This window comes from Pseudomonas sp. NFIX28, assembly GCF_900107395.1.
GTDB lineage: Bacteria > Pseudomonadota > Gammaproteobacteria > Pseudomonadales > Pseudomonadaceae > Aquipseudomonas.
In genome coordinates, this window is the sequence record NZ_FNPW01000028.1 from 23,847 (window position 1) to 35,608 (window position 11,762).

The 11,762-nt window shown below is 58.1% G+C and carries 12 protein-coding genes and 1 pseudogene; 2 read left to right on the forward strand and 11 right to left on the reverse strand.

Features of this window, described 5'->3' with window-relative positions; genetic code table 11:
- Positions 1 to 8: 8 nt before the first annotated feature.
- The 4 genes from BLV20_RS30150 to BLV20_RS30165 all read right to left on the reverse strand — a co-directional run bounded on the left by BLV20_RS30150 (position 9) and on the right by BLV20_RS30165 (position 3,010).
- On the reverse strand, positions 9 to 698 hold the full coding sequence (locus BLV20_RS30150) for an ABC transporter permease (RefSeq protein WP_007922607.1): 690 nt from the start codon (positions 696 to 698) through the stop codon (positions 9 to 11).
- Positions 695 to 1,390 (reverse strand): ABC transporter permease, encoded by a 696-nt coding sequence (locus BLV20_RS30155; protein ID WP_092306006.1) that lies wholly within the window; start codon positions 1,388 to 1,390, stop codon positions 695 to 697. Before BLV20_RS30155 ends, BLV20_RS30150 begins: the two co-directional genes overlap by 4 nt.
- Positions 1,391 to 1,467: 77 nt before the next feature.
- Positions 1,468 to 2,223, reverse strand: coding sequence for an ABC transporter substrate-binding protein (locus tag BLV20_RS30160; protein WP_092306007.1), 756 nt, complete (start codon positions 2,221 to 2,223; stop codon positions 1,468 to 1,470).
- A gap of 13 nt (positions 2,224 to 2,236) precedes the next feature.
- Entirely contained in the window at positions 2,237 to 3,010 is a 774-nt protein-coding gene (locus tag BLV20_RS30165; RefSeq protein ID WP_007922616.1) for an ABC transporter ATP-binding protein, read from the reverse strand.
- 566 nt (positions 3,011 to 3,576) lie between these two features.
- Between BLV20_RS30165 and gabP the strand changes: the two genes are divergently transcribed.
- Positions 3,577 to 4,974 carry a GABA permease gene (gene gabP, locus BLV20_RS30170; protein ID WP_092306008.1) on the forward strand — a complete coding sequence of 466 codons (1,398 nt, stop codon included), beginning with the start codon at positions 3,577 to 3,579 and terminating at the stop codon, positions 4,972 to 4,974.
- 210 nt (positions 4,975 to 5,184) lie between these two features.
- Here the strand turns inward: gabP and BLV20_RS30175 are convergent, their stop codons facing one another.
- The gene (locus tag BLV20_RS30175) at positions 5,185 to 5,583 is read right to left on the reverse strand and encodes a hypothetical protein (RefSeq protein WP_062823953.1); all 399 of its coding nucleotides are present in this window, start codon (positions 5,581 to 5,583) and stop codon (positions 5,185 to 5,187) included.
- 104 nt (positions 5,584 to 5,687) lie between these two features.
- Complete coding sequence (locus BLV20_RS30180) at positions 5,688 to 6,656, reverse strand: alpha/beta hydrolase family protein (RefSeq protein ID WP_092306009.1); 969 nt, start codon at positions 6,654 to 6,656, stop codon at positions 5,688 to 5,690.
- Positions 6,657 to 7,006: 350 nt separating this feature from the next.
- Here BLV20_RS30180 and BLV20_RS30185 point away from each other — a divergent pair, with 350 nt between their 5' ends.
- Positions 7,007 to 7,465, forward strand: a complete 459-nt coding sequence (locus BLV20_RS30185; protein WP_092306015.1) for a hypothetical protein — start codon at positions 7,007 to 7,009, stop codon at positions 7,463 to 7,465.
- Between the two features lie 190 nt (positions 7,466 to 7,655).
- On the opposite strand, the gene BLV20_RS30190 is transcribed toward BLV20_RS30185, so the two are convergent.
- The 5 genes and pseudogenes from BLV20_RS30190 to BLV20_RS30210 form a co-directional block, all read right to left on the reverse strand.
- Entirely contained in the window at positions 7,656 to 9,440 is a 1,785-nt protein-coding gene (locus BLV20_RS30190) for a DUF2235 domain-containing protein (protein ID WP_092306010.1), read from the reverse strand.
- Between the two features lie 11 nt (positions 9,441 to 9,451).
- Positions 9,452 to 9,910 carry a DUF3304 domain-containing protein gene (locus BLV20_RS30195; RefSeq protein WP_256577920.1) on the reverse strand — a complete coding sequence of 153 codons (459 nt, stop codon included), beginning with the start codon at positions 9,908 to 9,910 and terminating at the stop codon, positions 9,452 to 9,454.
- Between the two features lie 58 nt (positions 9,911 to 9,968).
- Entirely contained in the window at positions 9,969 to 10,454 is a 486-nt protein-coding gene (locus tag BLV20_RS30200) for a DUF3304 domain-containing protein (protein WP_092306011.1), read from the reverse strand.
- Between the two features lie 109 nt (positions 10,455 to 10,563).
- Positions 10,564 to 11,403, reverse strand: a complete 840-nt coding sequence (locus BLV20_RS30205; RefSeq protein ID WP_092306012.1) for a DUF4123 domain-containing protein — start codon at positions 11,401 to 11,403, stop codon at positions 10,564 to 10,566.
- Positions 11,400 to 11,762: pseudogene (locus BLV20_RS30210) on the reverse strand (type VI secretion system tip protein VgrG); the annotation flags it as partial. The pseudogene BLV20_RS30210 and the gene BLV20_RS30205, both read right to left, overlap by 4 nt.

An 11,762-nucleotide genomic window follows, 5' to 3' on the forward strand; every position in this document is an offset into this window, starting at 1 on the left:
GCGTGCGTTCAGCGGCCCTGGCACTGCTCGACGCGCAGCCAGCGTTCCAGCAGCTTGAAGCCTTGCACCAACACATAGGACATCAGCAGGTAGAACACCCCGGCGGCGAAGAAGATCTCCACCGGCAGGTAGGTGCGGGCAATGATGGTGCGGGCCATGCCGGTCAGTTCCAGCAAGGTCACGGTGCTGGCCAGGGCGCTGGCCTTGAGCATCAGGATCACTTCGTTGCTGTAGGCCGGCAGGCCGATGCGCGCGGCACGCGGCAGGATGATGTAGAACAGCGCCTTGGGCTTGGACATGCCCAGCGCCCGCGCCGCTTCGATCTCGCCTGGCGGGATGGCCTGGATCGCCCCACGCAGGATCTCGGCGATATAGGCCGCGGTGTGCAAGGTCATGGTGGCGGTGGCGCACCAGAACGGATCGCGCAGGTACGGCCACATCGCGCTGTTACGCACCGCATCGAACTGCGCCAGGCCGTAATAGACCAGGAACAGCTGCACCAGCAGCGGCGTACCGCGGAAGAAGAAAATATAGGCATAGGGCAGGGCGCGCACGTACCACAGGCGCGACGAGCGGGCGATGCCCAGCGGAATGGCCAGCAACAGGCCGGCGATGACCGCGATGGCCACCAGCTCCAGGGTCAGCGTGGCGCCCTGGGCCAGCTTGGGCAGCCACTTGATGATCACTTCCCAGTTCATTGGGCGCTCCTCGCAAAGCCGCGAGCGGCGCGTTTTTCCAGGAAATGCATGCCGGTCATGGCCAGCACGGTCAGGCCCAGGTACATGAAGGCCGCCACCATATAGAAGGTGAAAGGTTGCTTGGACACGGTCACGGCGATCTGCGAGTGACGCATGATTTCTTCCAGGCCGATCACCGACACCAGCGCGGTGTCCTTCATCAGGATCATGAACAGGTTGCCCAGGCCCGGCAGGGCGATGCGCCACATCTGCGGCATGATCAACTTGGTGAAGATCCGCCATTTCGACAGGCCCAGGGCCACGCCGGCCTCACGATGGCCCTTGGGAATGGCGAGGATCGCGCCACGGAACACTTCGGTGGCGTAGGCGCCGAAGCACAGGCCGAGGGCGATGACCCCGGCGGCAAAAGCGTTGAGCTCCAGCTCCGGGTTGCCGAAGAACTCACCCAGGGCGCGCATCAGGTTGACGGTGCCGAAGTAGATCAGCAGCACCCAGAGCAGCTCGGGAACGCCGCGTACCAGGGTCGAATAGGTACCGCCAAGCCATTGCAGCGGCTTGTACGGGGAAGTCTTGGCCAAGGCGCCGAGCAGGCCGAGCACCAGCCCCAGGCACAGCGCCGAAAGAGCCAGCTTGACGGTCATCAGCGCGCCAGCGGCGAGCGCCGGGCCGAATCCGTAGAGATCGATATTCATGGGTGGTTATTCAAGTCGCGGCAGGCTTTGCTAAGGACCGGCGCCCTCGGGGAGGGCGCCGGGCAGGCCAGTCAGTATCAGTAGATGCTGAACGGGAAGTACTTGTCGTTGATCTTCTTGTAGGTGCCGTCGGCCACGATTTCTTTCAGGGCGGCGTTGAGCTTCTCGCGGATCGGATCGTTCTTGCGCACGGCGATGCCGATCTTGTCGCTTTCTTCAACCGGGTCGCCCTTGAACTCGTAAGGCTTGCCCGCTTCGCTTTTCAGCCACTCGTAGTTGACGTACTTGTCGGCCAGGATCGCGTCCAGGCGGCCGGAAGTCAGGTCGAGGAAGGCGTTTTCCTGGGTGTCGTAGAGCTTGATGGTGATGTCGTCGCCCAGGTTGTCTTCCAGCCAGGTGCCGGCTAGGGTGGCGCGCTGCGCACCGATGATCTTGCCCTTGAGGGAGGCCTTGTCGGTCTTGAAGTCGGTCTTGTCTTTAGGCGCGATGAACTGCAGCTTGTTGGAGTAGTACGGGTCGGTGAAATCCACCGCCTGCTTGCGCTCGTCGGTGATCGACATCGAGGAGATCAGGAAGTCGAACTTCTTGGCGTTCAGGGCCGGGATGATGCCGTCCCAGTCGGAGGTGACCACTTCGCACTCGACTTTCATCTTGGCGCACAGGGCGTCGCCGACGTCTTTGTCGAAACCGACGACCTGGCCGCTGGCGTCCTTGTTGTTGAACGGCGGGTAGGCCGCTTCGATGCCCATCTTCAGTTTGTCGGCGGCCGTCGCATTGGCCGAGAACACCAGAGTGGCGGCAGCGGCCAGGAGGAATTTCTTATAGCTCTGCATGCGTGTTGCTCCGTTAGCGGTTGCTGGACATGAATTGTTTGCAGCGCGCCGAAAGCGGGTTCTCGAACACCTGCTGTGGCGACCCTTGTTCTTCCACCAGGCCCTGGTGCAGGAACACCACCTCACTGGAGACCTGGCGGGCAAAGCCCATTTCGTGGGTGACCAGCAGCATGGTCCGGCCTTCTTCGGCCAGGGCGCGGATCACGTTGAGGACTTCCTGGACCATTTCCGGGTCCAGGGCCGAGGTCGGCTCGTCGAACAGGATGACTTTGGGCTGCATCGCCAGGGTGCGGGCGATGGCGGCGCGCTGCTGCTGGCCGCCGGAGAGCTGGGCCGGGTAGGCGTGTCGCTTGTCGGCGATGCCGACCTTGGCCAGCAAGGCTTCGGCCACTTCAATGGCTTCGGCCTTGCTCTGGCCGAGCACCCGGCGCGGCGCCTCGATGATGTTGTCGAGCACGCTCATGTGCGGCCAGAGGTTGAAGTTCTGGAACACGAAGCCGATCTCGCTGCGCAGGCGGTTGATCTGCTTGCCGTCGGCAGCGACCAGTTCGCCATTCTTGGCGGCCTTGAGCTTGAGTTCTTCGCCGGCTACCAGGATCTGGCCCTGGTGCGGGTTTTCCAAAAGATTGATGCAACGAAGGAAGGTGGACTTGCCGGAACCGGAGGAACCCAGGATCGAGATCACATCGCCGTCGCGTGCGGTCAGCGAGACACCCTTGAGTACCTCCAGCGAGCCGTAGCGTTTGTGCAAGTTGCGGATTTCAAGCGCGGGCGTGGCCTCAGCCATGTGCGGTCCTCATGAGTTCATTGCGCTCCTGCTGGTAGCGGCTTTCCTGGCGAGGCGCCAACCTAGCATAGCGTTCGAATGACAGCCAACAGCGCTACGGGGTGTAAGCAGACGGCGTGTGACAGGTTGTCGCATCGGCACAGCAGACTGTCGCGCCATCAACAACCGAACGCCCGTTTGAACCCTGTTTCCAGCGGGTGTCGCGTAAAAAAAGGCGCGATGTTGCCAGCTTTGGCCAGGTGTTGGAAGGGTAAAACGGCCAAAGGTTGCGTATCCGCCCTCTATTTGTGCGCCACACACTTTTTGTGTGTGTTTCTGGTGCGCCGCTTCGTTCTACAAAATGGGTGGAGCGGTAACGTTCTGGCGTAAGGCCATTAATCTCAAGGACTTGCGATCGTTCATCGGTCGTCTTCACAGCCCCCGTCGGCCGGGACTTTGTAACATTTTGGCGCAAATCTTGCGTAAGAAATAAAGAACGATCTGTTGGATTCTTTTTACGGCCGCTTGCCTGAAAGGAACAGCCAGCTCGGGTGGACGCTTTCGCTTCTTTGCAAAAGGTAGTTTCAATGAGCAGTACGCAGACCTCCAACGACCTCGAACAGGGGCTCAAACCGCGGCATGTGACCATGCTGTCGATCGCCGGGGTAATCGGCGCCGGGTTGTTCGTCGGTTCCGGCCACGCCATCGCCGAAGCCGGCCCTGCCGTGCTGCTGGCTTATGCGGCCGCAGGCACCCTGGTGGTGCTGGTGATGCGCATGCTGGCCGAAATGGCCGTCGCCTCGCCGGACACGGGTTCCTTCTCGACTTATGCCGACCGCGCCATCGGCCACTGGGCCGGTTTCACCATCGGCTGGCTGTACTGGTGGTTCTGGGTGCTGGTGATTCCGCTGGAAGCCAACGCCGCCGCGACCATCCTGCATGCCTGGTTCCCCGATATCGCGATCTGGGCCTTTACCCTGGTCATCACCTTGCTGCTGACCGCGACCAACCTGTTCAGCGTGAAGAACTACGGCGAGTTCGAGTTCTGGTTCGCCTTGATCAAGGTCGTGGCGATCATCGGCTTTGTGGTGCTCGGCCTGCTGGCGATCTTCGGCCTGCTGCCGACCAGCAATGTCAGCGGCGTCTCTCATCTGTTCGATACCCAGGGCTTTTTGCCCAACGGCATGGGCGCGGTGCTCGCTGCGATGCTGACCACCATGTTCTCGTTCATGGGCACCGAGATCGTCACCATCGCCGCCGCCGAATCGAAGAACCCGGGCCAGCAGATCAGCAAGGCCACCAACTCGGTGATCTGGCGGATCGGCCTGTTCTACCTGGTGTCGATCTTCATTGTCGTGGCCCTGGTGCCATGGAATGACCCGAGCCTGGCGCAGGTCGGTTCCTACCAGACCGTGCTCGATCGCATGGGCATTCCCAACGCCAAGCTGATCGTCGACCTGGTGGTGCTGGTGGCGGTGACCAGTTGCCTGAACTCGGCGCTCTACACGGCCTCGCGCATGCTGTTCTCCCTGGGCAAGCGTGGCGATGCCCCGGCCGCGGCCAAGCGCACCAATGGCAGCGGCACGCCTTACTGGGCGGTGATCCTGTCCACCGCGGCGGCCTTCCTCGCGGTGTTCGCCAACTATGTAGCGCCGGCCGCGGTATTCGAGTTCCTGCTGGCCAGCTCCGGCGCCATCGCCTTGCTGGTGTATCTGGTGATCGCCGTATCGCAGCTGCGCATGCGCCAGAAGCGCATGGCCGCGGGCGAGAAGATCGCCTTCCGCATGTGGCTGTTCCCGGGCCTGACCTACGCGGTGATCGTGTTCATCGTCGGGGTGCTGACCATCATGCTGTTCCAGGAAGGGCACCGCATGGAGATCATCGCCACTGGCCTGCTGAGCATCATCGTGATCGCGGCGGGCTTGCTGGTGGCGCGTCGGCGCAAGCTGGAGCGACAGGCGGCCGGGGTATTGAGTCGCGCCTGAGTTTTTCCCGGTAACGAAAAAGGCCGCTGTCAGCGATGACAGCGGCCTTTTTTATGGCCTGTGCTGATGCTTTCGCGGGCAAGCCTCGCTCCTACGGATGCAGATTGTTATCGCGCGGATGCCGGCGCTTCGTAGGAGCGAGGCTTGCCCGCGAAAACAATCGAACATTCAACACGGCGGTGACGGGCATAGCGCGCCGTAGCCGCAGCCTTATTTCTGCATCAGCGCTTCCGAGGCGGCCAGGTACGCGGCCTGGAACTCCGGGCTTTCGATCCAGGCCAGGGCGCCGGCTTCGTCGGTCTCGGTGGACCATTGGCGGTACTCGATCAGCGCGGCGAGGATGAAGTCCATGGCGCCTTCCTCGCCTTCCTGCTCGTAGACGATCTCCAGCAGCGGGTCTTCCAGGAATGCCGCGCACATCGCCTGCTGGCTGATCTTCTCGGCGTCGATCATTTTCTTGAACAGCTCGGTCAGGTCTACCGATTCAAAGTCGATGCGGTCGTCGTTCGGGTCCAGCTCCACCGGCGCCGCGTTGCGCTGGGTGCGGTTCTGCTTGGCCTTGGTTTTCGCCCGCTGGGCTCTTTTGTGTTGCTTGTTCGCAGATGCCATGGGCGTCGTACCTTTTGCGCAAAGAAGGGGGCCAGGCAGCGATACGGCGACCGGCCTGGCTTGCAGGCGGCAGAGGATGCCAGTAAATGCGCCGGCTGGCACGCTCAACGGCTACCGCTGATCAGGCGTCCCGGGGTATCGCCAGGCAGCGTGGCGTGTTGCAGCCAGGCCAGCGCGATGGGCCACAGCTGGGCCTGGTAACGGCTGCGGAAGAACGCGAAGTGCCCGACTTCCTGCTCGCCGATATCTTCGGGGTCGATGCGCCAATGGCTGCACCGGCTGGCCGTGAAGTAGGCCAGCAGGCGCTCGATGGCTGGCACGGTGCCATAAGGGTCGTCGCTGATGCTGATGGCCAGCAGTTGCGCCTTGACCCTGGCGAAGGGCAGCGCCGGGTCCCGCCGCGCCAGACGGCGCCCGCTGGGCCGTCTTTGATAGTGCGCGGTGGGCGTGGCCCAGTCGCGCACCACGCCGGCGGGGGTGTCCTCCAGCCAGCCCAGGCGCTTGCCGGGGAAGTAGCCGCAAACCGCTGTCAGCAGCGGCATCAGCACGTGCCATTTGCCCAGCATGCGCCAGCGGCTGGCCGCCGCGTAGTCACGCCAATAGGCGAACTGCGCGCCCACCGTCACCACGCGGCGTATCAGTTGCCCGGACGCCCCCAGGCCGACCGCGCAGCCGCCGAAGCTGTGCCCGACCACGTCGATGGGCTGGCCGGGAAATTCGCGCTGCGCGCGTTGCAGCATGGCTTCGAAGTCCAGGCTGCCCCAGTCCGTCCAGGACGCCTTCAGCTTGCGCATCGAGGCCGGGCGCGACTCGCCGATGCCGCGATAGTCGTAGCTGAGAACGTCGAAGCCATGGCTGAACAGATAGTCGGCGAACCGCGCGTAGTGCCGGCAGCGCACGGACGTCGCGGCATTGATGATCACCACCGGGCGTGTGGGATCGGATTCGGCGTGGCGCCAGGTGAAGCCGCCCAGCATGAAGCCATCGGCGGCGGGCTGGCGAAAAGCCGTGCCGGGGTTGTGGGCCGCGGCGCTTGCAGGGCGCAGGGGCGAAGGCGAGGTTTGCACGGTCATCGGCGCTGTTCCTTGCGGGCGCAAAGGCAAGTCCGCTCTATTTCGGTGCACGCATTAATAACCGCCTTCTCCGCGGCCTGGCAACCGTCGGCTTAGCCTTGCGGCCAGGTACTTTTGGCTGAAAGTTTCAAATCGAATCGATCTAAACAGCCTGGAATCGGGGCGTAAACTGGTTTCAAGGCTCGCGGGCATACCGCCCGACGAGCTTCCATTCGAGCATCGTTTGCCTGAGGCGTAGCCGAGCCATTCGAGATGAAAAGGGGAAACCCGGACGCTGCCGTTCTGGGGCTGGACTCTTGACGGTGGCGTTCCCATTTCAGTGGTTCGAAATGAACTCGGGAGTGCTCATCATGAAATCTTTCTACTTGAGTGTCGTAACCGGCGTTTTCGCGGCATTGCTGTCGCTATCGCCACTTGGCGTGCAGTCCGCAACCGTCAGCAGCGAGCCGATCGACCCCGCGGGCGTGCACCTGGAGCCGCAACAACAGAACGGCATTGCCTATCTGTCTGGCGGTATCGGCCTGGACGAGTCGCGCGCCATCCAGCAGGTCAAGGGTTACAACCTGCACATGACTTTTTCCACCGGCCCGGAAAACAAATACGTGCCGGATGTCGATCTGGCGATCCAGAACATGCAAGGGCAGTCGGTCCTGAGCCTGAATCAGGTTGGGCCGATCGTGTATGTGCAGTTGCCGGCCGGCAAATACCAGGTCGCCGCCACCCGCAACGGACAAACCCAGCGCAGCACCGTGGACATGAAAATGGCCGGTATTCGAGACCTCAACCTTCACTGGAACGATAGCTACTGAGTGAGGGCGGCGGCGCTGAAACAGGCGCCATTAAATCGCAGGCAATAAAAAACCCCTGAATCTTTCGATTCAGGGGTTTCGGTATTAGTGGTGCCCAGAGACGGAATCGAATAATTAGTTGTTACTTACGGAATGGGAAGTCCGCGTTACCGCATTGATGTTGCTTCTAGCTATTGAGGCAGGTTGCCGATCAACTCATATATTGTTGCAAATAATCAGGTGCCATTCCTTTGGTTTTCGTCAGGTCAGGCCTGTCGAGTCCGCGTACAAGGAAGTACTTGAGGTACATCGGCTCCTTGGGTATCTGGCCGATCATGTAACTATCGTTGAGATAAAGTTCCAGCAGATCTTCGACGTCGGAGTTCAAGGCTGGCGGGTTTGGATTGAACCATTCGTTCAGCAGAGCTTTTTCAGCTTGCGTGGACAGTCCGTTTTTTATTCTTCTGGCTTCCGCATCAACCGCCTCCAGCCATCCCAATTCATTACGAAGCGCGGTCTTGTGGGTGCGAACCTGTTTCAGTGCATGGTCACGTTTTTTTGCCTGAGATTCACTTTCGCTACCCAATCCCAGTATTTTTTTCAATGAGCCATTCTCGCCAAAGACCGGCCGTTCCAAGCGATCTTCCTCGTCACTGTAGGCACGATATTGTCCGCTATAGAGTTGCCACAAGCCGCGAAGACGGCGGATATACATGCAGCGGTGTGCCAGGAAGGACTCGGCGGAAACCTGGTTGTGTCCTACCTTGGCCATATAACGCTTAGAGGATTCGACTGCACTGACACCGTTGACATGATCATTCAGTTCAAAGAGTTGAGAGATTTCCACTCCAATATCTGGAAGCTTCTCAAACTCGGCGAAGGGTACTCCTGCTCTATACGCAGCTCGATACATTTCCTGCAGGGTCGCTTTGTGCAGCTCCAGGCTGTAAGGAACATCTGCTTTTTTTAAGCCCCCTCCGACGTCGTAACTTGTGCCTGGCACCAGCCGTTCTTCCCATCGTGGGGTGAGGGAGCCTGTGCCAATGAGGCGGGAGCGGCGGGTACTACGACATTCGTGAGCTGCGACCAAATGCAGGGCTGCTTTGACGGGACCTGGAAGGCATTCCCCGTCGTCCACCTTGTTGGTCAACGGGGAAAGGAAATCCCCAATGATCGAGCTTTCACTGCTTCGATCTACAGCATCGAACAAACCTACGAAAACGATCTCAAGATTTTTACCCTTGAAGCGAGTTGTCCCCGGATCACAGTCTTCAAAGAGCTTGTGGGCAAAGGCTCTAGCCAGTGTGGCTCCAAAATCAAAACCGAATACAGAAACAGCGATGCGTTTGAGGGGGGCCTTGCTTTGTGCCTCCGCCTTGGTAATTGCATCTTCAAATGCTTGAGACGCTGCCTCCAAACGTGTGTCTACCCCGGTCTTGAACAAGTCAGCGGCTGTTTCGTCATCGCGGATGGCAGGGAAGATTTCGATGGCGGCAGGAGCCGCGGCTTTGATTATGGTGGAGACGATATTTCCTGGCTTAAGATTGTTAAGCAGATTTTCCCACCAATGTTTACCCGTCAGAATGTCTTTGCCGGCATCTACCGCAGCATCTGTGGCACTGTCTTTGGGGACGTCAGCCACGTTGTCCTTGGCTTTGTTGAGGGCTCCCATTAGCCCTGTATTCATCAGCTCTGTACCTCCTCCAAGCGAAGCATTAAAAGGCGCACCTATTCCAGACATATAGAACTTCTGAATTTGATTTAATGGGTCGACTGGTGGGGTTGTTCTATCGTAAGGATGTGCAAGGAATAGTCTAGAAATATTGCTTAATTGTTCAGTTGTGAGGTCGCTTTCTAAGTTTCTTCCGAAGCCATCAAAGAAAAAACCGATTTTAAGAACAGCCTCGCAAGGTAATACGGCAGTTTTTTTGCTTGCAGTTTTGCTGCTACTTGTGCTGATAGCCTCTGCACGCTCAAGACTCCTTGGTGAACTCATCGCGGGCTTCCTTATTCGCTGCGCTTTAGTGTTTCAGGGCGAGGTGAGAATGGGCTGAAAAGATCTGGGCTCCAGCCCAGGCGTACCTTATTGCCTTGGTCAAAGCGAACATGCAAATAGCGGTCATTTTTACCTTGCTTTGGCATAGGTACTATAATTTCATGACGCTCTTTTTTTGCTCCTTGCTCTTGTTGTTGTCTTGTCATGTCAAGAATCCACACAACCTTTGCTGTATCCCCTTCAAAGTTCCAGCAACAAGTGATACCTCCATTCCCTCCCCAATGGTCATTGACCCAGTAGCTAAAGATAGGCCGATCCATATAGTTTTCTGAGGTTAACATGGCTGCGGGCAGGCGTAGGAGTCCATATATGTAAAACCCTATGAAAGGCATTGCTAATATAAAAGCTCCAAGGAGTATTTTTTTACGCCGCCGGGCGCGTTGATTCTGATTGTTTAAATGAATTTTCATTTGATGCCTGCCGCTATAAGTCAACTGTGGTTTGTGCGGAGAGTCAATTGATCGGTCTTTAAGTTTTGGGGCTCATTGTACTTTCCGCTGACGGCAAAAAAGGGCTGTCGAGGTTGGTGCTCCAGCCCAGTTGGACATTGTTTTCTGGATCAAAACGCACATGTAAATAACGATCGCTTTCCCCGCGTGGAGGCATGGCTAACTCCTTTTCGTGGCGTTCTTCTACTGCGCCCTGTAGCTTTTGTTTTCTAGTTATGTCCAGAATCCACACAACTTTCGCGGTTGAACCCTCGAAGTTGCTACAGCAAATTATTCCACCTCCTCCCATTGCAGCAAGATTTCCGCCCCAGAAATCATTAATCCAAAAACTAAATATAGGTCTATCTGTATAGTTTTCCGAAGTTATCATTGCAGCAGGAAGACGAGGCTGAGTATAAAAATATAATAAAGCCAAGGAGATTGATAAAACTATTGCTCCCGCAATTATTTTTGCGCGCCGCCGCGGTTGACTATTTTTAATTGAGTTCAAGTCAAGTTTTAACATTTTTGATCTTCTCCAGATCTTGCTAGGCGGTAGCTGAAAATAGGCCTGTCCAAAAAAGTGCCAGCCTTTCGCGGTGCCAGCTGTTGTTCCGATAACTCTTGAATGGAAGTCATTCGGACAACTGCCTCATGATAAGTCCAAGGGGCAGTTTTTCTTGGCGAACCAAAGTTTTTGCTTGTGACCATTTGGACCAGTTACTCGGAAACTCCCTATCAAAGAGGTTCAAGGTGGCGAAGAGGCTGACGTCTTCCGGTGTTTCAAGACCTTCCTTGCGGGCAGTGTCGATGGCTTTTTCTACTTGCGTCAGACGGTCGCCATGACAAGAACTGGTGAATACTTCCGGCGCTGAACGTTCGAGTTCGGTTACCAGGTTGTAGGCCAGTGGGTCCAGCTCCAAAGCTTGCCAAAGCTGGGCGTCGAGGGTGATGGGATGATACTCCGACAGCTGTTTGTTGCTGCCGCCCTGGAAGCGTTGCCAGTCGTTGTCATCGGTTGGCAACCACCACTCTTTCAACGGGCCAAATAGCCAGGGATGCCAAGGCAGGTCTGGGCGAGCGTGGAGCAGGGGCAAAACTTCAGGGGCATAGCTGCGAATCAAAAGGACTTCTTCGACTTCATTCTTTGCCAGCAACGCGTCACTCAAATGCTCGTTCAACTGGTCGCCCGGACAATCGGAGCTGATCCAGCCCATGAGCGCTTGGCGATCCGAAAACAATTTATGAGTAGAAAATTCATCGAACGTAAGAGGGCTGACGTCGACGAGCCAGGGACCGTATTCGCGTAATTCGGCGAACTCGTTTTGACGCATGATGGGGTACCGCGAAAAGTCCGATTTCAGGAAGCGCATGCGCGATTCGTCAGACAGCAATCCCGTTTCGACAATGGCATAACGCGGTTGTGCATTTGACTGCGCTTGAGCCCAGGCTTGAGAGGCTGTTAGAGAGCTCATGCAGGCTCCCCTGTTTGTAATGCCAGCTTCTGGCGTAATGCTTTTTTCCAGCACTCGACACAGATCCCCTTGGGCGGCGTCAGGCGCGGTATGGGCGAGTTCGAACGGACCTGCAGCAGCCCTCCGGCCTTGTCAGCGTCAGCGGCCTTCAGCAATCCCGGAAGCAGTGCGGCAATGCCTGTTCCGGTCCCCGGCGCACCGCCGGAATTGATCTTCACATCGGCGCCGCTGATGGTCACGCCGCCGCCATCGAGTTTGACGAAGCTGCCACCGGCCTTGGCCGTCAGTTCCGAGCCAGCCTCGGCCACGACCTTGTCCCCGGCCTTGTAGTGAATCTCCTGGCCAGCCTCGACGAACTG

Coding starts and splice junctions, on each gene's coding strand:
- BLV20_RS30175 (WP_062823953.1), bottom strand. CDS start 5,583: ATGGCATCTGCGAACAAGCAACACAAAAGAGCCCAGCGGGCGAAAACC.
- BLV20_RS30185 (WP_092306015.1), top strand. CDS start 7,007: ATGAAATCTTTCTACTTGAGTGTCGTAACCGGCGTTTTCGCGGCATTG.
- BLV20_RS30200 (WP_092306011.1), bottom strand. CDS start 10,454: ATGTTAAAACTTGACTTGAACTCAATTAAAAATAGTCAACCGCGGCGG.
- BLV20_RS30180 (WP_092306009.1), bottom strand. CDS start 6,656: ATGACCGTGCAAACCTCGCCTTCGCCCCTGCGCCCTGCAAGCGCCGCG.
- BLV20_RS30190 (WP_092306010.1), bottom strand. CDS start 9,440: ATGAGTTCACCAAGGAGTCTTGAGCGTGCAGAGGCTATCAGCACAAGT.
- BLV20_RS30165 (WP_007922616.1), bottom strand. CDS start 3,010: ATGGCTGAGGCCACGCCCGCGCTTGAAATCCGCAACTTGCACAAACGC.
- BLV20_RS30205 (WP_092306012.1), bottom strand. CDS start 11,403: ATGAGCTCTCTAACAGCCTCTCAAGCCTGGGCTCAAGCGCAGTCAAAT.
- BLV20_RS30160 (WP_092306007.1), bottom strand. CDS start 2,223: ATGCAGAGCTATAAGAAATTCCTCCTGGCCGCTGCCGCCACTCTGGTG.
- BLV20_RS30155 (WP_092306006.1), bottom strand. CDS start 1,390: ATGAATATCGATCTCTACGGATTCGGCCCGGCGCTCGCCGCTGGCGCG.
- BLV20_RS30195 (WP_256577920.1), bottom strand. CDS start 9,910: ATGAAAATTCATTTAAACAATCAGAATCAACGCGCCCGGCGGCGTAAA.
- BLV20_RS30150 (WP_007922607.1), bottom strand. CDS start 698: ATGAACTGGGAAGTGATCATCAAGTGGCTGCCCAAGCTGGCCCAGGGC.
- gabP (WP_092306008.1), top strand. CDS start 3,577: ATGAGCAGTACGCAGACCTCCAACGACCTCGAACAGGGGCTCAAACCG.